The 17,483-nt window shown below is 59.6% G+C and carries 17 protein-coding genes; 7 read left to right on the plus strand and 10 right to left on the minus strand.

Annotated features, from left to right (window positions below):
- Positions 1–238: 238 nt before the first annotated feature.
- On the minus strand, positions 239–1,144 hold the full coding sequence (locus tag AACY11_RS23970; RefSeq protein ID WP_221729549.1) for a LysR family transcriptional regulator: 906 nt from the start codon (positions 1,142–1,144) through the stop codon (positions 239–241).
- A 160-nt stretch (positions 1,145–1,304) separates the two neighbouring features.
- On the opposite strand from AACY11_RS23970, the gene AACY11_RS23975 reads away from it, so the two are divergent.
- Entirely contained in the window at positions 1,305–2,324 is a 1,020-nt protein-coding gene (locus AACY11_RS23975; RefSeq protein WP_339495854.1) for an alpha/beta hydrolase, read from the plus strand.
- A gap of 91 nt (positions 2,325–2,415) precedes the next feature.
- Here the strand turns inward: AACY11_RS23975 and ycaC are convergent, their stop codons facing one another.
- The 5 genes from ycaC to AACY11_RS24000 all read right to left on the minus strand — a co-directional run bounded on the left by ycaC (position 2,416) and on the right by AACY11_RS24000 (position 7,176).
- Positions 2,416–3,042 (minus strand): isochorismate family cysteine hydrolase YcaC, encoded by a 627-nt coding sequence (gene ycaC / locus AACY11_RS23980; RefSeq protein WP_339432525.1) that lies wholly within the window; start codon positions 3,040–3,042, stop codon positions 2,416–2,418.
- A 69-nt stretch (positions 3,043–3,111) separates the two neighbouring features.
- Entirely contained in the window at positions 3,112–4,950 is a 1,839-nt protein-coding gene (locus AACY11_RS23985; protein WP_339432526.1) for an amidohydrolase, read from the minus strand.
- A gap of 30 nt (positions 4,951–4,980) precedes the next feature.
- Positions 4,981–5,607 carry an antibiotic biosynthesis monooxygenase gene (locus AACY11_RS23990; protein WP_339495856.1) on the minus strand — a complete coding sequence of 209 codons (627 nt, stop codon included), beginning with the start codon at positions 5,605–5,607 and terminating at the stop codon, positions 4,981–4,983.
- Complete coding sequence (locus tag AACY11_RS23995) at positions 5,600–6,016, minus strand: DoxX family protein (protein WP_339495857.1); 417 nt, start codon at positions 6,014–6,016, stop codon at positions 5,600–5,602. Before AACY11_RS23995 ends, AACY11_RS23990 begins: the two co-directional genes overlap by 8 nt.
- A gap of 236 nt (positions 6,017–6,252) precedes the next feature.
- Positions 6,253–7,176 carry a LysR family transcriptional regulator gene (locus AACY11_RS24000; RefSeq protein WP_221729543.1) on the minus strand — a complete coding sequence of 308 codons (924 nt, stop codon included), beginning with the start codon at positions 7,174–7,176 and terminating at the stop codon, positions 6,253–6,255.
- A gap of 358 nt (positions 7,177–7,534) precedes the next feature.
- Between AACY11_RS24000 and AACY11_RS24005 the strand changes: the two genes are divergently transcribed.
- Positions 7,535–7,987 (plus strand): AraC family transcriptional regulator, encoded by a 453-nt coding sequence (locus AACY11_RS24005; RefSeq protein WP_339432530.1) that lies wholly within the window; start codon positions 7,535–7,537, stop codon positions 7,985–7,987.
- Between the two features lie 8 nt (positions 7,988–7,995).
- Here AACY11_RS24005 and AACY11_RS24010 read toward each other — a convergent pair whose 3' ends face one another.
- Entirely contained in the window at positions 7,996–8,565 is a 570-nt protein-coding gene (locus AACY11_RS24010) for a flavodoxin family protein (protein WP_339432531.1), read from the minus strand.
- 357 nt (positions 8,566–8,922) lie between these two features.
- On the opposite strand from AACY11_RS24010, the gene AACY11_RS24015 reads away from it, so the two are divergent.
- Positions 8,923–11,730: an ATP-binding protein gene (locus AACY11_RS24015; RefSeq protein WP_339495858.1), complete on the plus strand. Its 2,808-nt coding sequence runs from the start codon at positions 8,923–8,925 to the stop codon at positions 11,728–11,730.
- On the opposite strand, the gene AACY11_RS24020 is transcribed toward AACY11_RS24015, so the two are convergent.
- Both AACY11_RS24020 and AACY11_RS24025 read right to left on the minus strand, forming a co-directional pair.
- Positions 11,695–13,164 (minus strand): ATP-binding protein, encoded by a 1,470-nt coding sequence (locus tag AACY11_RS24020; protein ID WP_339432533.1) that lies wholly within the window; start codon positions 13,162–13,164, stop codon positions 11,695–11,697. The two genes, AACY11_RS24015 and AACY11_RS24020, sit on opposite strands and share 36 nt — an antisense overlap.
- Positions 13,165–13,254: 90 nt before the next feature.
- Positions 13,255–14,205 carry a GlxA family transcriptional regulator gene (locus tag AACY11_RS24025; protein WP_339465663.1) on the minus strand — a complete coding sequence of 317 codons (951 nt, stop codon included), beginning with the start codon at positions 14,203–14,205 and terminating at the stop codon, positions 13,255–13,257.
- A gap of 219 nt (positions 14,206–14,424) precedes the next feature.
- On the opposite strand from AACY11_RS24025, the gene AACY11_RS24030 reads away from it, so the two are divergent.
- Entirely contained in the window at positions 14,425–15,147 is a 723-nt protein-coding gene (locus AACY11_RS24030; protein ID WP_339495859.1) for a pirin family protein, read from the plus strand.
- 48 nt (positions 15,148–15,195) lie between these two features.
- Here AACY11_RS24030 and AACY11_RS24035 read toward each other — a convergent pair whose 3' ends face one another.
- The gene (locus tag AACY11_RS24035; protein ID WP_339495860.1) at positions 15,196–15,492 is read right to left on the minus strand and encodes a hypothetical protein; all 297 of its coding nucleotides are present in this window, start codon (positions 15,490–15,492) and stop codon (positions 15,196–15,198) included.
- A 137-nt stretch (positions 15,493–15,629) separates the two neighbouring features.
- Here AACY11_RS24035 and AACY11_RS24040 point away from each other — a divergent pair, with 137 nt between their 5' ends.
- From AACY11_RS24040 to AACY11_RS24050, 3 genes are all read left to right on the plus strand, one after another.
- Positions 15,630–15,932, plus strand: a complete 303-nt coding sequence (locus AACY11_RS24040; protein WP_017338400.1) for an ArsR/SmtB family transcription factor — start codon at positions 15,630–15,632, stop codon at positions 15,930–15,932.
- 62 nt (positions 15,933–15,994) lie between these two features.
- Positions 15,995–16,957 carry a zinc-dependent alcohol dehydrogenase family protein gene (locus AACY11_RS24045; RefSeq protein WP_339432537.1) on the plus strand — a complete coding sequence of 321 codons (963 nt, stop codon included), beginning with the start codon at positions 15,995–15,997 and terminating at the stop codon, positions 16,955–16,957.
- Positions 16,958–17,010: 53 nt separating this feature from the next.
- The gene (locus tag AACY11_RS24050; RefSeq protein ID WP_339495861.1) at positions 17,011–17,394 is read left to right on the plus strand and encodes an antibiotic biosynthesis monooxygenase family protein; all 384 of its coding nucleotides are present in this window, start codon (positions 17,011–17,013) and stop codon (positions 17,392–17,394) included.
- Positions 17,395–17,483 lie beyond the last annotated feature (89 nt).

Below are 17,483 nucleotides of genomic sequence, written 5' to 3' on the forward strand. Positions count from 1 at the left end.
CGCACGGATACGTTATGAAAGGCGTGTACGCGCCACTAATACCCATCGGGGTTTCCAGTCCTGGTCGCTGAATTGGCAGCGACGTGCACAGGCTAGAGACGGGACGTCCGACGGACAACCTGAAAACCTTATGGGAAGCGTCCGATTTTCAAAACAAACTTTAAACATACCGAATTGAAATACAGATCGTGATAGTGAAATACCGCTGTTTTGAGCCGCCTCGTTTCCCTCGACAGCCCTACGAGGGGTTGGTAGCCAAGTTCGGATTCAACCGCTCACGCAAAAACTCGACCAGCGCCTGCACCGGGCGCGAGGCCTGACGATGCTGCGGATACACCGCTGACAACGTCAACGGCTCGGGACGCAGGTCATCCAGTACGGGCACCAGTCGCCCGTCCTTCAGCGCCGCGCCGACAATGAACGTTGGCAGGTAAGTGATCCCCATCCCCTGCACCGCCGCGTCCCTGAGCAACTCGCCGTTGTTCACGCGCATTCGTCCGGTGACGTTGACCAACACCGGCTTGCCTTGCCCGGCATTGAACCGCCATTGCACCGAGCGGCCGTGCCCGTAAGGCAAGCAGTCATGGCTGTGCAAGTCTTCGGGGTTGAGCGGCGTGCCACGCTCGGCGAGGTATGCGGGGCTGGCGCAGTACACCCGCTCGATGGAGGCGATGCGACGGGCGATCAGGGTCGAGTCTTCCAGCACGCCAATGCGCAGCGCCAGATCGTAACCCTCGCCCAGCAAGTCAACGGGGCGATCACTCAGATCCACTTCCACCGTCACTTCACGATAGCGCTGCAAAAACACCGGCAGCAGGCATCCAAGATGCGCCACGGCAAACGACAGCGGTGCACTGAGGCGAATCGTCCCGCGCGGCTCGGCGGTTTGTCCGGCGATGCTCTGCTCCACTTGCTCGACTTCGCCGAGCAGCCGCAGCGCCGACTCGTAATAGCTCTGGCCCAGCGGCGTGACGTCCAGGCGCCGGGTCGAGCGGTTCAACAAGCGCACGCCAAGGCGCTCTTCCAATTGCATCAACCGACGGCTGACGAACTGCTTGGACAGGCCCAACTGATCGGCCGCTGCGGTGAAGCTGCCGGAGTCCATGACCTGGCAAAAAATACGCATGTCTTCGAACGGGTTCATTGTCACTCTCTGGTGGACAGTTAAACGCTTTATAGCCGCTTTTTCGCTGTTCGGCACCCCACTAATCTGTGCTCACGGTGTTGCTGAGGCCTGAACCCCAGTGCCACAGCAGCCCGCCATCAAGGCACATCCCCTAAAAACACTCAAAAGGATTTCCACCATGACCCTCGTCAAGAAAACCCTGACCGCTTCCCTCCTCGCTCTTTCCATCGGCAACGCGTTTGCCGCGGGCAGCCCCGGCGTCGAACACAACACTCAAGCCTTCCTCGAAGCCCTCGCGGCTGGCGGTGGCAAACCGCTTGAGCAACTGAGCCCGAAAGACGCCCGTGCCGTGCTGACCGGCGCACAGGCTTCGGTGAAGGTTGATCTGTCCGGCGTGGAAGTCAGCGACAAGGCCATCAACGTCGACGGTCAGACCATCAACCTGAAAGTGGTGCGTCCGGCCAAGGTCAAAGGCGAGTTGCCGGTGTTCATGTTCTTCCACGGTGGCGGCTGGGTGTTGGGGGACTTCCCGACGCACCAGCGCCTGATTCGTGACTTGGTGGTAGGCTCCGGCGCCGTCGCGGTGTACGTCGATTACACGCCGTCGCCGGAAGCGCAGTACCCGACCGCAATCAACCAGGCGTACGTCGCCACGAAATGGGTGGCTGAGCACGGCAAGGACATCGGCGTCGACGGCAAGCGTCTGGCGGTGGCCGGCAACAGCGTCGGCGGCAACATGGCGGCGGTCGTAGCGTTAATGGCCAAGGAACAGAAAACCCCGGCCCTGCGTTTCCAGTTGCTGATGTGGCCGGTGACCAACGCACAATTCGACGACGGTTCGTACCAGCAGTTTGCCGAGGGCCACTTCCTGACCAAAAACATGATGCAGTGGTTCTGGGACAACTACACCACCCACTCGGCCGAACGTGCACAGATCCACGCCTCGCCCTTGAATGCCAGCGCCGAACAACTCAAGGGTTTGCCCGCTGCATTGGTGCAGACTGCCGAATTCGACGTGTTGCGTGATGAAGGCGAAGGCTATGCGCGGCATCTGGATGCAGCGGGTGTGCCGGTGACCGCCGTGCGTTACAACGGGATGATTCATGACTTCGGGCTGCTCAACCCGCTGAGTCAGATTCCTGAGGTGAAGGCTGCAGTACGTCAGGCAGCGGCTGAACTCAAGACTCATCTGAACTAAGCGAAATCTCTCGCCACAGCGTTTGCCAACGCAGTATTGCGGCGGAGAAGAGACAAAAATGCCCGCAAATTTGCGGGCATTTTTCAGTTCATCACTTGGCCGTGAACTTGGTATAGCTGTTGATCAAGTTGCGGTAGTTCGGCAGGCGTTCCGAGAGCAAATGTGCCAAGCCTTCCATATCGTTGCGCCAGTCACCTTGCAGCTCGCAAGCCACGGCGAACCAGTTCATCAGGTGTGCACCGGCGGCCGACATGCGTGCCCATGCCGCTTGCTGCACGGTGGTGTTGAAGGTGCCGGACGAATCGGTCACCACAAACACTTCATAGCCTTCAGCAATCGCCGACAGGGTCGGGAATGCCACGCAAACGTCGGTCACCACGCCAGCGATGATCAGTTGCTTGCGACCGGTGGCCTTGATCGCCTTGACGAAATCTTCGTTGTCCCAGGCGTTGATCTGGCCTGGACGCTGAATGAACGGCGCATCCGGGAATTGTTCAAGCAGTTCAGGCACGAGCGGGCCGTTGGGGCCGGCATCGAAACTGGTGGTCAGGATGGTCGGCAGTTTGAAGAACTTGGCGATGTCGCCCAGTGCCAGCACGTTGTTCTTGAATTCGTTCGGCGAGAAATCCTGCACCAGCGAGATCAGACCGGTCTGGTGATCGACCAACAACACGACGGCATCGTCTTTGTTCAGGCGCGAGTAAGGAACGTTGCTCATGTGAAACTCCTCGGTGGATGGTTGTTGCGTGAGACGCCGACCGTCGGGGTCGGCGCTTTGTTGTAAGGATCAGAACGCGAAGCAGGAACAACCGAACGCGCCCCAGAAACCGGCGAAATCGCTGACCGGTGCGTTCGACAGGCGGGCCTTTTCATGGCTGTGCGAGTGCACGGCGCACGCGCCGACGCACTGGTGTACTTGCGCCTGCAATGGCGCGTTCTGGCGCCAGTGGCCCGGGACTTTCGCCACCGGCGACCAGTCCGGCAGCACCGGCACGCTGGCCGGGCCGAGGTCCTGGAAGTCGCCTGCGGCGTAAACGATCTTGCCGCCGACCACGGTCAGCACTGACTCGATCCACTTGATGGCTTCTTCTTCGACGTGGAAGAAGTCGGCGCTCAGCGCCGCCAGATCCGCCAGTTGTCCGACCTTGATCTGGCCTTTCTTGCCCTGCTCGGACGAGAACCAGGCGCTGCCGTGGGTGAACAGCTCCAGCGCGGTGGTGCGCGGCAAACCTTCCTCGTACAAGGCCAGGCCACCGACGGTACGACCGCTGACCATCCAGTACAGCGACGTCCATGGGTTGTAGCTCGAAACCCGTGTTGCGTCAGTGCCCGCGCCAACCGGCACACCTTCGGCGAGCATGCGTTTGATCGGTGGTGTGGCTTCAGCGGCCTGCTTGCCGTAGCGGTCGACGAAATACTCACCCTGGAACGCCATGCGATCCTGAATCGCGATGCCACCGCCCAGCGCTTTTACGCGTTCGATGTTCTGCGGGGTGATGGTTTCGGCGTGGTCGAAGAACCACGGCAGACCATTGAACGGAATGTCGCGGTTGACCTTCTCGAACACGTCGAGCATGCGGCTGATCGATTCGTTGTAGGTGGCGTGCAGACGGAACGGCCAGCGCTGCTCGACCAGGTGACGCACCACCGGTTCGAGTTCCTGTTCCATGGTTTGCGGCAGGTCCGGGCGCGGTTCGAGGAAGTCTTCGAAGTCCGCTGCCGAGAACACCAGCATCTCGCCGGCGCCGTTGTGCCGCAGGAAGTCGTCGCCCTGGTGCAACTTGACGCTGCCGGTCCAGTTCTGGAAATCGGTCAGCTCTTCTTTCGGTTTCTGGGTGAACAGGTTGTAGGCGATGCGCACGGTCAGTTGGTCGTCTTTGGCCAACTGCTCGATCACTTGGTAATCGTCCGGGTAGTTCTGGAAACCGCCGCCGGCATCAATCGCGCTGGTCAGGCCGAGGCGATTGAGTTCACGCATGAACTGGCGGGTCGAGTTGACCTGATATTCCAGTGGCAGCTTCGGCCCCTTGGCCAGGGTCGAGTACAGAATCATCGCGTTGGGTTTTGCCACCAGCATGCCGGTCGGGTTGCCGTTGGCATCGCGCACGATCTCGCCACCCGGCGGGTTGGGCGTGTCGCGGGTGTAACCGGCCACACGCAACGCGGCGCGGTTGAGCAAGGCGCGGTCGTACAGGTGCAGGACAAACACCGGGGTGTCCGGCGCGGCCTGGTTGAGTTCTTCAAGGGTCGGCATGCGTTTTTCGGCGAACTGGAATTCGTTCCAGCCGCCGACCACGCGTACCCATTGCGGGGTCGGTGTGCGGTCGGCCTGCTCCTTGAGCATGCGCAGCGCATCGGCCAGCGATGGCACGCCCTCCCAGCGCAGTTCGAGGTTGTAGTTCAAACCACCACGGATCAGGTGCAAGTGCGAGTCATTGAGACCGGGGATGACGCAGCGCCCGTGCATGTCGACCACTTGTGTGGCCGAGCCGCGCAGGGCCATGGCTTGGGTGTCGTTACCGACGACCACGAAGCGACCGTCCTTGATCGCCACGGCGCTGGCCAGCGGTTTGGTTCGGTCTACGGTATGAAATTGGCCATTGAACAGAATCAGATCAGCGTTCATCGCAGTTCCTTCGACAAAAGTGAATGGGGTTCAGCGTGACGGGTGTTCGTCGGGGTCAATGTGTTCATGGGCCTGACTGGCTTCCAGCCACGGCGCGAACAAACGGGTCACGCGGGGCATGAACACGTACACCACTGACACGACGATGGTCAGGGTGATCAGGAACGTGGCCACCACGTAGTTGGAAAGCAGCGGATGCAGCTTGAGCAGCGGCCCCCAGATCAGCGGCACGAGCAAGGTGTGCGGCAGAATCACCAGCAATGTGATGACCGCTTGTTTCCAGCGCGGTGGCGGTGACGCGGCATCGGCCAGTGGGGAGAACCAGAACTCGTTGATCGGTGCGACTTCGGTCTGGTCGCCGTCGGCGAGCATCGGTGCGGCTTCATTGATCAGGGCCTGGCGTTGCTCAGAGTCGAGCCAGCGCTGCATCGCCTCGGTCGAGCAAAACCGCAGCACGCAGGTGAACAGATCCAGCCCGCCATGCTTGCTGCGCATCACATCGACCCCCAGATGCCCGTCGCTGCGCCCCGCCACACTGACGATATTGCGCAACCAGGCCTCATAGGGCTTTTCAAAACCGGCCTTGACCCGATGCTTGACGATCAGCGTGACAATCTCATCGCTCCCGGGTGCATTCTGAAAGGGGCTATCAGGCATAACGCAGCACTCCGGACAGGCGAACATTGAGCGCCAGCCGTCCCGGCCCGGCGATAAACACAGTGGCAAACACGATCAACAGCAACCAGCCGAACTGCCCTTGGGCCACACTCCATTGCGGATGCACGACCAACAGCGCGACCAGCAGCACAAATAGAATAGGCAAGCAGGCCAATCGCGCCAGGACACCGGCGACGATCAGCAGCGGACAGAGGACTTCGGCGAAGATCGCCAGAATCAGCGTGAGGTGGGCACCGAGGTGGAACGGGTCTTCGATCAGTTGCAGTTGCGCGGTGAAGTCCAGCAGCTTGGGCAAACCGTGCACCCACAGCAGAAACAGACCGCCGCTGATCCGTAGAAACAGTAAACCGACGTCGCGCGCCCGTTCGTCGCGTTGCAAGGCATTCATGACCCGACCCTTTAAATGTCATTGAACTCAATAATGCCAATGCGGGGCGGGGAGAAATTGGATGGATGTGCTCTCTTCTCAGATCGAGCAAAAACCAAAAGGAACTAAAGAGACCTGCCGGAGCTTGCTCGCGAAAGTGCTGTGTCATTCAACGATGATGCTGGCTGATCCGACGTCTTCGCGAGCAAGTCCGCTCCCACAGGGTGTTGTGTCATTTTCAGGAAAGGTGTGCAGCGTCAGGCGGGCGGGATGTCCAGCGATGCCGACATGAACTGACTGATCCTGGATCGCAGCCAGCGCTCGGCCGGGTCGTTGTCATGCACCCCGCTCCAGGCCATCGACAGTTGCGCGGCATCAATCGGGAACGGCGGGTCTTCAGCGCGTAGAGCGCAGCCATCGACCAGCGCGCACGCGGCGTAATCGGGCACGGTGGCGATCATTTCGGTGCCGGCGAGCAACGCGCGCAAGCCGCTGAATTGCGGCACGCCGAGCACCACGCGACGGCAACGGCCGAGCTTGGCCAGATCCAGGTCGATGTTGCCGCTCAAATCGCCAGAGAACGACACCATCGCATGCGGACGCTCGCAGTATTCGTCCAGCGTCATTGGCCCCGGGCGGTCGTCGCCGCGCAGGACTTTGCAAGGGATGTCGCGCAGCTTCTTGCGCTTGGCATTGGCCGGCAGGTCGGTGGTGTAGCTGACGCCGACGGAGATTTCGCCGGAGGCCAGCAACGCCGGCATCAGCAGGTAGTTGGCACGCCGTACGACCACAACGATCCCCGGCGCCTCTTGTTGGAGGTTACGCAACAGCGGCGGAAACAGACCGAATTCGGCGTCGTCCGACAGGCCGATGCGGAACACGTCGCAACTGCTCGCCGGTTCGAACTCCTTGGCCCGGCTGACAGCGCCGGAAATGACGTCCATCGCCGGTTGCAATTCCTTGAGAATGGCCAGGGCGCGGGCGGTCGGCTCCATGGCGCGACCGTTGCGCAGCAGCAGCGGATCATCGAACAGATCACGCAAACGACCAAGCGCCGCGCTCACGGCGGGTTGACCCATGAACAGTTTTTCCGCGACCCGGGTGAGGTTTTTTTCGAACATCAGGGCTTCGAAAATCACCAGCAGGTTCATGTCGACGCGACGCAGATCGTTACGGTTCATGAGCATCTGTTCCTTACTTGGAAGTCTTGTTCAGTCAGGCGCGAGTGCGACTTACTTTACTCGATCAACGGCACTTTGGCGGCGGGTTTGTCAGGGCCTTACACCCCCGACAGCCACTCTGCGTGCCTCCAACATCAGCGGACACGCGGACGCGCCCGGCGTCTTCATCATCTTCGCCGATCTGCCACAGGCTGACTTGCAGCGATGTGCTGAGTTCAACGCTTCGCGGCGCAATTAACAACGTTTAACTCGTCAGCCCTCTGGCCCCGCCCAACAATGAAACCCTCAGCGAAACGTTGTTTTTTTGACCTGGGGGAAAGTGCCGAACGTGCGTTCCCCACCGACACGGACATTGGCCATGGTTCACGTACAACACAGCGTCGCCCTCGCCCCTGCCAGCGAACCTCACGCACCGCGCCTCGGCGGTCTCAGTCCGCAACGCGAACGGCGGGTCAAACAGTTGATTCTGGAGCGTCTGGACGACAGTCTGGAAGTCACGGAACTGGCGCAAGCGTGTTCGCTGTCGCGCAGTCACTTTTCCCGGGCGTTCAAGTGCAGCACCGGGCTTTCACCGCAAGAATGGATCCGCACCCAACGCATCGCCCGCGCCAAGCTTTTGATCCTGCACACCGACTTGAGCCTGACGCAAATCAGCCTGGAATGCGGTTTCTGCGATCAGGCGCACTTCTGTCACATCTTCACCCGCAGCGAGGGGATCAATCCGTTCGCCTGGCGCTGTCGTGAGGCGCAAGGCAGCAAAATCAAACGATCGCAGCCTGCGCCAGTCGCAAGCGTTTGCATCGCTTTGTAGGGTGGGGCTCACGTTTGCGCCATGCGCTGCGCCAAACGCGCGACCCGCTCGCCCAAGTGCGCCGCTGTGCACCGGTCTTCAGGCGGTGGCGCCTGGTCGGGCGTCTGTTCGACATTGGATTGCGACATGGCGCCAAGTGAGCTGCCGAGACGATTCAATTGCCCATCAAAGCATCCGGCCGCTGAACGCGCCGGAAGCAGGTCGAGACCGACCCAGATCATCGAATGTTGCGCGGCAAACACCGCCATTTGCAGCAGCGTGTTGAGCTTGTCGCCACACAGGCTGCCCGAGTTGGTGAACCCGGCGGCGATTTTGTCGCGCCACGGTTTGGCCAGATAGAACGCCGCGCTGGCCTCCATGAATTGCTTGAACCCCGCCGAAGCGCTGCCCATGTAGGTCGGCGCACCGAAGATGATCGCATCGGCGTAATGCAACTCATCCCAATGGGCATCCACTTCCTCTACCGCAATCAACCGACAGGTGCTGCCCAAATGCCGTTCGACGCCTCGCGCCACGGCTTCGGCCATGACCCGCGTGTGCCCATAGCCGCTGTGATAGACAACCACCACGTTGCTCATTGCGCCGTCCTCCGGACGTGTGCATTCCATTGCAGCCAGCAGGCCGGTGCCTGTCGCTGAACTTGTCTGATTGGATTTTTGGGGCTAGACCGGACACAGACGAGTTAATCGTTGTTAATTGTGGCGCGCCTGAAGACGCGGCTTGGAACATGGCAGTCCGTAAAAACGGGGGTTGCGCCGCTTCGCGTTCATCGAGGCCGTCCTTCTGCACGTTGCACGCAGGCAAGAACCTGAGGAATATGTCCCGATACTGCGGATTAGAGGGCTTGCGTGCGCTGTTCTCTTCCTCCGCCCTGCTCGTCACAAAGGCTTCGCACAGTACGGGCAGGATCATAAAAACATTGCAGGAGTGAGCTGTTGAGTCTTTCCCCGAATCAGGCCATCGGTTTCGGCCCCTATCGGATCCATCCCGGACAACGGCTGGTGCTTGAGGGCGACCAGCCGTTGCGTCTGGGGCGACGTGCCATGGACATTCTGCTGATCCTGCTGGCGAACGCCGGCGAAGTGGTGAGCAAGCAGCAGTTGATCGCCGAGGTGTGGCCGAACAGTGTTGTGGAAGACATCAACCTGCGTGTGCACATGGCGGCGCTACGCAAAGCCCTTGGCGACGGCCAGGCCGGCCAGCGCTACATCATCACGGTGGCGCAGCGTGGCTACAGTTTTGTCGCGCCGACCCTGCTGGAGTCCATCGGGCAGCGCCCGCTCGCCGATAGCGGCACCCGGCATAACCTGCCGCTGCGCCGCACACGGATGATCGGCCGTCAGCCACTGGTCGACAGCTTGGTGGCCCAACTGCCACGTCAGCGCTGCATCACGTTGGTCGGCCCCGGCGGGATCGGCAAAACCACCGTGGCCCTGCGTGTGGCCGAACAGATGATCGGCCGCTACCAGGACGGTATCCGGCTGCTGGACCTGGCGCCAATCAACGACCCACAAATGATCTGCTCGCACCTGACGACCTTGCTCGACCTGTCGCTGCACGATGGCGAACCGCTTAACAGGTTGATCGAAGGCTTGAGCAAACGGCAAATGTTGCTGGTGATCGACAATTGCGAACACCTGATCGATGCCGTAGCGCTGCTCAGCGAGCACATTTTGCGCGGTGCGCCGCAAGTGCACATTCTGGCCACCAGCCGAGAGAGCCTGCGCGCCGAAGGCGAGTATGTGCAGCGCCTGGAATGCCTGGATTACCCGCCGCCGATTGCGGTGCTCGATCGTGCGCAAGCCTTGAGCTTTTCGGCACTGCAACTGTTTGTCGAACGAGCCCTTGCCGCTCACGAGAGCTTCGAGTTGCAGGATGCCGAGTTGCCTCATGTCATTGAAATCTGCCGACGGCTGGATGGCATTCCGCTTGCACTGGAACTGGCGGCGGCGCAAGTCAGCGAACTGGGGCTGAGCGGTTTGCTGAGCCAATTGCAGGGGCGCCTGCCCGCCTCGCCAGCAGGTAATCAGAGCAGCCTGGAACGCCACCATACCCTGCGCGCGACGCTGGACTGGAGCTTCAATCTGCTCACGCCTTGCGAACAGACTTGCTTGCGACGATTGGGCGTCTTTCGTGGCGGTTTCACACTGGAGTCCGCTGCCGCCGTGATTGTCGGTCAGCACATTGAACCCGACGAGGTCTTTGGCTCCGTCACACAACTGGTCGCCAAATCTCTGCTCAACGTCGAGGTCGGTGATGAAGAGGTGTTCTACCGCTTGCTCGACACCACCCGGCGCTACGCCCTGGAAAAACTCGACCACTGCGCGGAACTTGCCGACACCCGCAAACGCCACGCCGAACGCTGCCTGGCGCTGATGCATCAAGCGCAAAGTGATTGGGAGAGCACCTCGACCGCTTTGTGGATCGAACGCTATGCACGCGGTCTCGAAGACTTGCGTGCTGCGCTGGACTGGAGCCTGAACGGTGCCGGGCCCAATGAAGTGGGGATTTATCTGGCCGCGACCTCGGCACCGTTGTGGCAAGAGTTGTCGCTGCTCAAGGAGTACGGCGGTTACGTGCGTCGGGCGCTGGCCCTGCTCGACAAGGCCGCCGAACCTTGTCCGCGTGTGAAAATCGCTCTGAAACTGGCGCTCGGCAGTGCCTGCTACCACACCTGGGGCGGCACCCCGGAAACCATCGCAGCCTTCGTCGACGCCCGTACGCTGGCGCAAGCACACGACGATATCGCCGGGCAACTGCGGGCGGTGTCCGGACACATGGCGGTCAATCTCAGTTGCGGTCATTACCAGGCAGCGCTGGAGCAGAGCGAGCAGTTCGACCGCATTGGCCTGCATGGCGACCCGCTGCTGTCGCTGAGCATGCACCGGTTGCGGGTGCTGGCCCTGCACTACGCGGGCGACCAGACGCAGGCGCGCATTCATGCCGAGCAGGTGATCGAACGGATGGCACACAGCGGTCACCTCAACCGTTTTACCCACGGTTTTGGCGTGCAGTACGACCAGAGCGTCGCCTCGCTGACAGTGCTCGCCCGTGTGCTGTGGCTGCAAGGTTTCCCGGAGCAAGCCTGGCGCACCGCGCGACAGGCGCTGGATATTGCCGTGCAGATCAACCACGGCACCTCGATCTGTTACACCTTGGCGCTGGCCAGTTGTTTGATTGCTCATTACAACGGTGACCGGCAAAACGCCCGTGCGCTGCTGCATCTGTTGCTGGAGCAGGCACAGAAGCATTCGGTCATGCTGTTCTATACGTGGGCACGGCACTACGCGCAGGTGATCGACGCGGATAGCGCTACGCCAATGCCGTTGCAGAGCAGCGGTCTAGTCAGAGAAGTCATGGTGACCCTGGACAGCGGATTTGTTGATGATGCATTGCTTGAACGCGCGCAAAGCGGCGCAGCGGGTTGGAGTACAGCGGAGATTTTGCGCGCTCGCGCGGATCGGTTGTTGGCTGAAGAATCAGGGTGTTCGGGCGGCAATACCCGCCAGGCAGAAGAAGTATTGCAACAGGCACTCTCGATCGCCCAAACCCAGGGCGCCCTGGCTTGGGAACTGCGCAGCGCCACGTCGCTGGCCCAACTGTGGCAACGGCAAAACCGCTGCCGCGAAGCGCTGGATCTGCTGAACCCGATCTACCAACGCTTCACCGAAGGCTACGCCACGCCGGACTTGCGCAAGGTGCGCTCGCTACTCGACGAGTTGAGCAGTCAACTGCGAGTCTGAAGGCCAACGGCTGCGGCTTAGGCTGCGTGCATGGCGGTGTTCGAAATCACTCGACTCACCACTGCGTTCCAGTCGTTCGCGAGCATAACGCCGGGTGGTGTTGAGCATGCGATAGCGCAGCCCGCCGGTGCCCCGCACCACCACCAGCCACGATTTCTGCGCCAACCGCTCAATCATCAAGGCCAGCATCGAGGGCGGCAGTTGTGCGCAACTGATCACACTCAACGCGGCATCAAGGGCAAACGCCGTCTGGAACACCGACAATCGGTGCAACACCCGTTGTTCCTGCTTGCTCAGGTGCTGATAACTCCAGTCCAGCGCGGCCGTCAGGGTTTGATGACGAGGCACGGCGGTGCGCCGACCATGACTGAGCATCTGTAGACAGTTGTCGAGTTGGGCCTGCAACCCGACCATCGCCAAAGCATCGATGTGTGCCGCTGCCAGTTCAATCGCCAGCGGCAAACCATCGAGTCGCCGACAGATGTCACGCACAGCGTTGAGATCCTGTTCGCGCAGCGTAAATCCCTGCTGCCGCGCGCGGGCACGACTGACAAACAACTGCACCGCCGAATAACCCATGACTTCTGCAACACTGTTCAGTGCCGTGGATTTGGGAATGGCCAGCGGCGGCAGTTGTTGCACGGTCTCCAGGCTGGCGTGCAAGGCTTCACGACTGGTCGCAAGAATCGACAGCCTGGGCGCTGCGTCCAATAAGCGTTCAACCAACGCCTTGCAAGCGTCGAGCAGGTGCTCACAGTTATCCAGCACCAGCAAGGTGTGGCGGCGAGATAGCGCGTCGAGATCGGTTTCGAGTGTTTGCAGCAGATGATCGAGCAGCAACGCGGGCTCGTCGATCACAGACAGATCCACCAGCCACACGCCGTCACCAAAATGCTCCAGCAACAACTCTGCCGCGCGCAACGCGACCGTGGTTTTGCCGACGCCCGCCGGGCCGGTCACGGTCATCAGCCGGCACAGCGGCAATTGCCGCACCATGGCGCCCACCAATGAATCGCGACCCGTGACCGGCGTCAGTCGCGCCGGCAAGTTGTGCAGGGGCGCTTGCAGACCTTCGAACACCACTTGCCCGGCGCTGTCACCGTGCACCGGCGCCGCGAAGCGATAGCCGCATTGCGGCACATTGACAATGTAGCGATGCCCCTTCTCACCCTCACCCAATGCTCTGCGCAGTGCCGCGATGTGAACGCGAAGGTTGATTTCCTCAACCACTGACGTCGGCCAGACCCGCGCAATCAACTCTTCCTTTCTGACCACGCGCCCCGCTCGCTCGACCAGCACCTGCAGAATGTCCAGCGCACGCCCGCCCATACGCAGTGGCCGATCCCCTTCCAGGATCAACCGTTGGCGCAAATGAAACGCGTAGGGGCCGAAATACAGCACCGACGCCGGGTTCACATCGTGGCGGTTGTTCATACCCGCTATCTTGGCAGTCCCGGCTGACGGTACAACCACCACACAGGGCGCATCACGGACATACGAGTGCGCGTGACGGACACAATGGCTCTAGCTGAACTGTTCGCGGTACTGCACAGGCGTCAGACCGAGCTTTTCAGCGAACAACAAGCGCATGTGCCGCACGCTGCCGAAACCGCTCTTGTAGGCCACGGTTTTCAATGGCAGGTCACTGGTTTCCAACAGGTTGCGCGCACAGTCGATGCGCGCACTCTGCAGGAATTCCATGGGAGTCATATTGATGTCACGGGCGAAAATCCGCGCGAAGTGCCGCGTACTCATGTTCGCCAAATGAGCCATGCGTTCGACGCTAAAGGCTTCGTCGAGGTGTTCGAGCACGTAAGTCTGCACCCGCGTGATCGGGGTTTCCTGGGGCGCCACTGCCGCCATCAATGGGCTGAACTGCGCCTGCCCGCCCTGCCGTTTCATCACCACCAGCAACACTTTGGCGACATCCTGAGCCAGCTTCTTGCCGTGATCCTGGGCGACTAACGCCAGCGCAAGGTCGATGCCGGCAGTGACACCCCCCGAGGAAATCAGGTTGCGATCCTCAATGAAAATCTGATCGGTCGCGACGCTCGCCTTCGGGAATGCCTTGATCAGGCGTTCGGTGTAATTCCAGTGCGTGGTGACGCGATAACCGTCGAGCAATCCGGCATGCCCAAGAATGAACGCGCCGGTGCAGATCGAGCCGTAGCGCTCGGCGCGCGGGACGGCCTCTTTTAGCCAAGCGAGCAATGCGGGAGGCTTTTCGTTGTAAGCGCCGGGACCACCGGGCACCAGCAACAAGTCATAGCGCTGCGGTGCGTCTTCGATAGAGCAGTCGGCCAGCACTTGCACACCGTTGGATGCGCGCAGAGGGCCGCGTTCAGTGCCAAGGGTGGTCAATTGATAATGCAGTTGCGGTTTCAAATACCGGTTGGCAACCGAAAACACCTCCAGCGGCCCGGCCATGTCGAGCAGAAGAAAGTCGGGGAACAACACCATTGCCACGGTTTTCATGGGGAGACTTCACTGAGAGCAAAAATGAAAGGCATGAGGCAGAGTGAGCATTATGGCCAAGTACAGCGAAGTCGTTAAAAAAGAATGCGTGAACTGAACCGCAAAACTGTCAACCTGAGAGGGACAGTATTTCAATTTTCATCTACTTATTGCATCGCAAAGTAACCAGTAACCTTCTCCTCACTCGGACGAATTCACGTCCCGCAAGGAGATTTCATCATGCTGACTCTTCGTAAAGCCTCCGATCGTGGCCTCGCTAATCATGGCTGGTTGAAGTCGTACCACACCTTTTCTTTCGCCAGCTATCGCAACCCGCGTGAACAGGGTTTTTCCGATCTGCTGGTGATCAACGATGACCGTGTTGCCGCCGGCAAAGGATTCGGCCAACACCCACATCGCGACATGGAGATCTTTTCCTACGTGCTCGAAGGCGCGCTGGAACATAAAGACACCCTGGGCACAGGCTCAGTGATTCGCCCCGGCGATGTGCAACTGATGAGCGCCGGCAGTGGCGTGGCGCACAGCGAGTTCAACCATTCGGCGACCAAGCCTGTGCACTTCCTGCAAATCTGGATCGTGCCGGACGTCGGCGGCGCCAAACCGCGCTATCAACAGGAGCATTTCAGTGCGCAGAAAAAACGCGGTCGCCTGCAACTGATCATCTCGCCGGATGGCCGTGATGGTTCGCTGACCGTGCGCCAGGATGCGCGAGTCTTCGCCGGGCTGTTCGATGGCAAAGAGAGCGCCACGCTGGATTTGCCGGCCAACCGTTACGCCTATGTGCATGTGGCGCGTGGCAGCGTTGAACTGAACGGCCAGCGGTTGCAGGAAGGTGACGGCGTGCGGGTTCGCGAGGAGCAGGTGCTGACCTTGAGCAATGGCGTGGATGCCGAAGTGCTGGTGTTTGACTTGCGCCCGCAAGAGTTGCCGCAGATGCCATAAACGAGTGTTTAACGCCCACAAAAACGGCCTTCTTTTGAAGGCCGTTTTTTAGGGTGGCGTGATCGGTAATGGCAACATCGCGGGGTCAGGTGGAGGGGTAACCTTGCCTGCTTGAACCGCCGATAGAGTCGTTTGAATCGCTACAATGACGTTGGCCTGATTGGCGTAATAAGTCGCAACGACGATGCCGACGATGCCAAGAAAATATACCGCGGTTGAAGCCCAATAATTTGCCTTGATCGTAGAGGCCTGTCGGACCGCCTCTTTTGTCTGCGAAATTGCACTCCACTTGACCACCCGTTTGCATTCGACCTGACCACCGATCGCATCGGATTTGACCAGCACGCTTTGTAACCATGATCGGCAGAGAACGGCCAGAAGCGGACACTCGGTCTAGCCAACGAAACCGTTGGCAATTCGAAGTTCAAAATTGTTCTAATCTCCCGTATTGACATATCGATAAATCTCGATACCCTAAGCTTATGGAATTGATCGAAATATTCAAAGCCCTCTCAAACCCTACGCGTCTTGAAATCTTGAAAGGTTTGAAGGATCCCGCAAAGAACTTCCCTCCGCAGGATGAAGGTGACGTTCTCACGGTCGGAGTCTGCGTCAGTAGTATTCAAGAAGGTATCGGACTGTCGCAGTCAACGGTGTCCGGTTATCTTGCCACGTTGCAACGAGTGGGCCTGGTCGAAGTAAGGCGCATCGGTCAGTGGACCTACTACAAACGAAATGAGGCAACCATCAGTGCTCTTGCCGAGATCATTGGGAAAGATCTGTAATTTTTTTACCGCAATATATCTAGATATCTCGATATTCCTTTTTGTAGATACGAGGATTTACTATGAAAGCGATGATACTTAAATCATTTGGCGGTCCTGAATCGTTCGAACTCTGCGACGTGCCCAAGCCCGTGCCACACACGGGACAGGTCCTGGTCCGGGTACACGCAACCTCCATCAATCCACTGGATTACCAGGTTCGACGTGGCGATTATCCCGACCTGGTGCAACTGCCGGCCATTACCGGACACGACGTATCTGGCGTTGTCGAAGAAGTTGGGCCAGGTGTGACGACCTTCGTACCAGGAGACGAAGTCTGGTACACCCCGCAAATATTTGACGGGCCAGGAAGTTATGCCGAGTACCACGTCGCTGCAGAAAGCATTGTCGGGAAGAAGCCTCCCTCGCTGAGCCATCTTGAGGCGGCAAGCCTGACCTTGGTTGGTGGGACGGCGTGGGAAGCACTGGTCGTGCGTGCAGCGCTCAGAGTGGGGGAAAGCATCCTCATACACGGTGGCGCGGGGGGAGTCGGTCATGTGGCGATCCAGCTGGCAAAAGCCATGGGGGCAAGGGTGTACACGACCGTGCGCGAGGCAAACTCCGAGTTCGCACGAAGTTTAGGTGCCGATGTGGTCATCGACTACGAAAAGGAGGATTACGTCGACGCCATCATCCGGGAATCAGGTGGCCGCGGAGTCGATGTCGTGTTTGACACCATCGGCGGCAACACACTGTCGCGTAGCCCCGACGTGCTCGCACAACTTGGCCGCGTGGTCACGATTGTGGACATTGCACTGCCACAAAACGTCGTTCAGGCCTGGGGCAAGAACGCGAGTTATCACTTCGTTTTCACCAGGCAAAACCGCGGCAAGCTTGATGAACTGAGCGCGTTGGTAGCGCGCGGTCAGCTGCGGCCACACGTTGGCGCTGTCTATTCGCTTGCCGACATTGCGCTCGCCCATGCCCGGTTGGAGAGTCCCAACAACGGCATTCAAGGAAAAATCGCGATCGCAGTCGAGCCATAGGCTCATCCCGTAAGTGCGTATTTTTAACCGTTGAACTCACTTAAAGGCACGCCATGATTTATGAAATTGCTTTGCTCCCCGTACACAAAGAACACATTGATAAGTTCAGATGTGCATTTGCCGAGGTCGCTCCTTTGCTCAGCCGCGCAAAGGGCTACGGCGGCCACTTGCTAGCGCAAGGGATCGAAAGCCCCGAGCTGTTCAACCTGATAGTGAGATGGCAATCACTCGAAGATCACACGCCGGGCTTCGAAGCGAGTGAAGACCATCGGCTGTTCATGATGGGCTTAGAGGGATACTTTTCGGAAGAACCGAAGGTCTACCATATTGAGGAGACCGCTTTTAGGACTGACGAACATGATGATCCAAACAATACCGTTGGCATGGGTGCTACCAGCGGCGGCGTTTTTCAAGGTTGTTGTCGCGTCGCCGTCTAACTATGCCGCTCTTTTCTCGGTCTGCTGCTGCCGATCCGGGTTCAACATCACAGTGCCCATCGGCTCCCAGTTTCTTGTCTGTCCAGACC

This window comes from Pseudomonas sp. RA_105y_Pfl2_P56, from assembly GCF_963970845.1.
In the GTDB taxonomy this organism is placed as follows: domain Bacteria; phylum Pseudomonadota; class Gammaproteobacteria; order Pseudomonadales; family Pseudomonadaceae; genus Aquipseudomonas; species Aquipseudomonas baetica_A.

Excerpts from the sequence above, each read along its gene's own strand:
- ycaC (WP_339432525.1), bottom strand. The coding sequence starts at position 3,042 with ATGAGCAACGTTCCTTACTCGCGCCTGAACAAAGACGATGCCGTCGTG.
- AACY11_RS24030 (WP_339495859.1), top strand. The coding sequence starts at position 14,425 with ATGCTGACTCTTCGTAAAGCCTCCGATCGTGGCCTCGCTAATCATGGC.
- AACY11_RS23975 (WP_339495854.1), top strand. The coding sequence starts at position 1,305 with ATGACCCTCGTCAAGAAAACCCTGACCGCTTCCCTCCTCGCTCTTTCC.
- AACY11_RS23985 (WP_339432526.1), bottom strand. The coding sequence starts at position 4,950 with ATGAACGCTGATCTGATTCTGTTCAATGGCCAATTTCATACCGTAGAC.
- AACY11_RS24040 (WP_017338400.1), top strand. The coding sequence starts at position 15,630 with ATGGAATTGATCGAAATATTCAAAGCCCTCTCAAACCCTACGCGTCTT.
- AACY11_RS24045 (WP_339432537.1), top strand. The coding sequence starts at position 15,995 with ATGAAAGCGATGATACTTAAATCATTTGGCGGTCCTGAATCGTTCGAA.
- AACY11_RS24010 (WP_339432531.1), bottom strand. The coding sequence starts at position 8,565 with ATGAGCAACGTGGTGGTTGTCTATCACAGCGGCTATGGGCACACGCGG.
- AACY11_RS23970 (WP_221729549.1), bottom strand. The coding sequence starts at position 1,144 with ATGAACCCGTTCGAAGACATGCGTATTTTTTGCCAGGTCATGGACTCC.
- AACY11_RS23995 (WP_339495857.1), bottom strand. The coding sequence starts at position 6,016 with ATGAATGCCTTGCAACGCGACGAACGGGCGCGCGACGTCGGTTTACTG.
- AACY11_RS24020 (WP_339432533.1), bottom strand. The coding sequence starts at position 13,164 with ATGAACAACCGCCACGATGTGAACCCGGCGTCGGTGCTGTATTTCGGC.
- AACY11_RS24025 (WP_339465663.1), bottom strand. The coding sequence starts at position 14,205 with ATGAAAACCGTGGCAATGGTGTTGTTCCCCGACTTTCTTCTGCTCGAC.
- AACY11_RS24005 (WP_339432530.1), top strand. The coding sequence starts at position 7,535 with ATGGTTCACGTACAACACAGCGTCGCCCTCGCCCCTGCCAGCGAACCT.
- AACY11_RS24000 (WP_221729543.1), bottom strand. The coding sequence starts at position 7,176 with ATGAACCGTAACGATCTGCGTCGCGTCGACATGAACCTGCTGGTGATT.
- AACY11_RS23990 (WP_339495856.1), bottom strand. The coding sequence starts at position 5,607 with ATGCCTGATAGCCCCTTTCAGAATGCACCCGGGAGCGATGAGATTGTC.
- AACY11_RS24050 (WP_339495861.1), top strand. The coding sequence starts at position 17,011 with ATGATTTATGAAATTGCTTTGCTCCCCGTACACAAAGAACACATTGAT.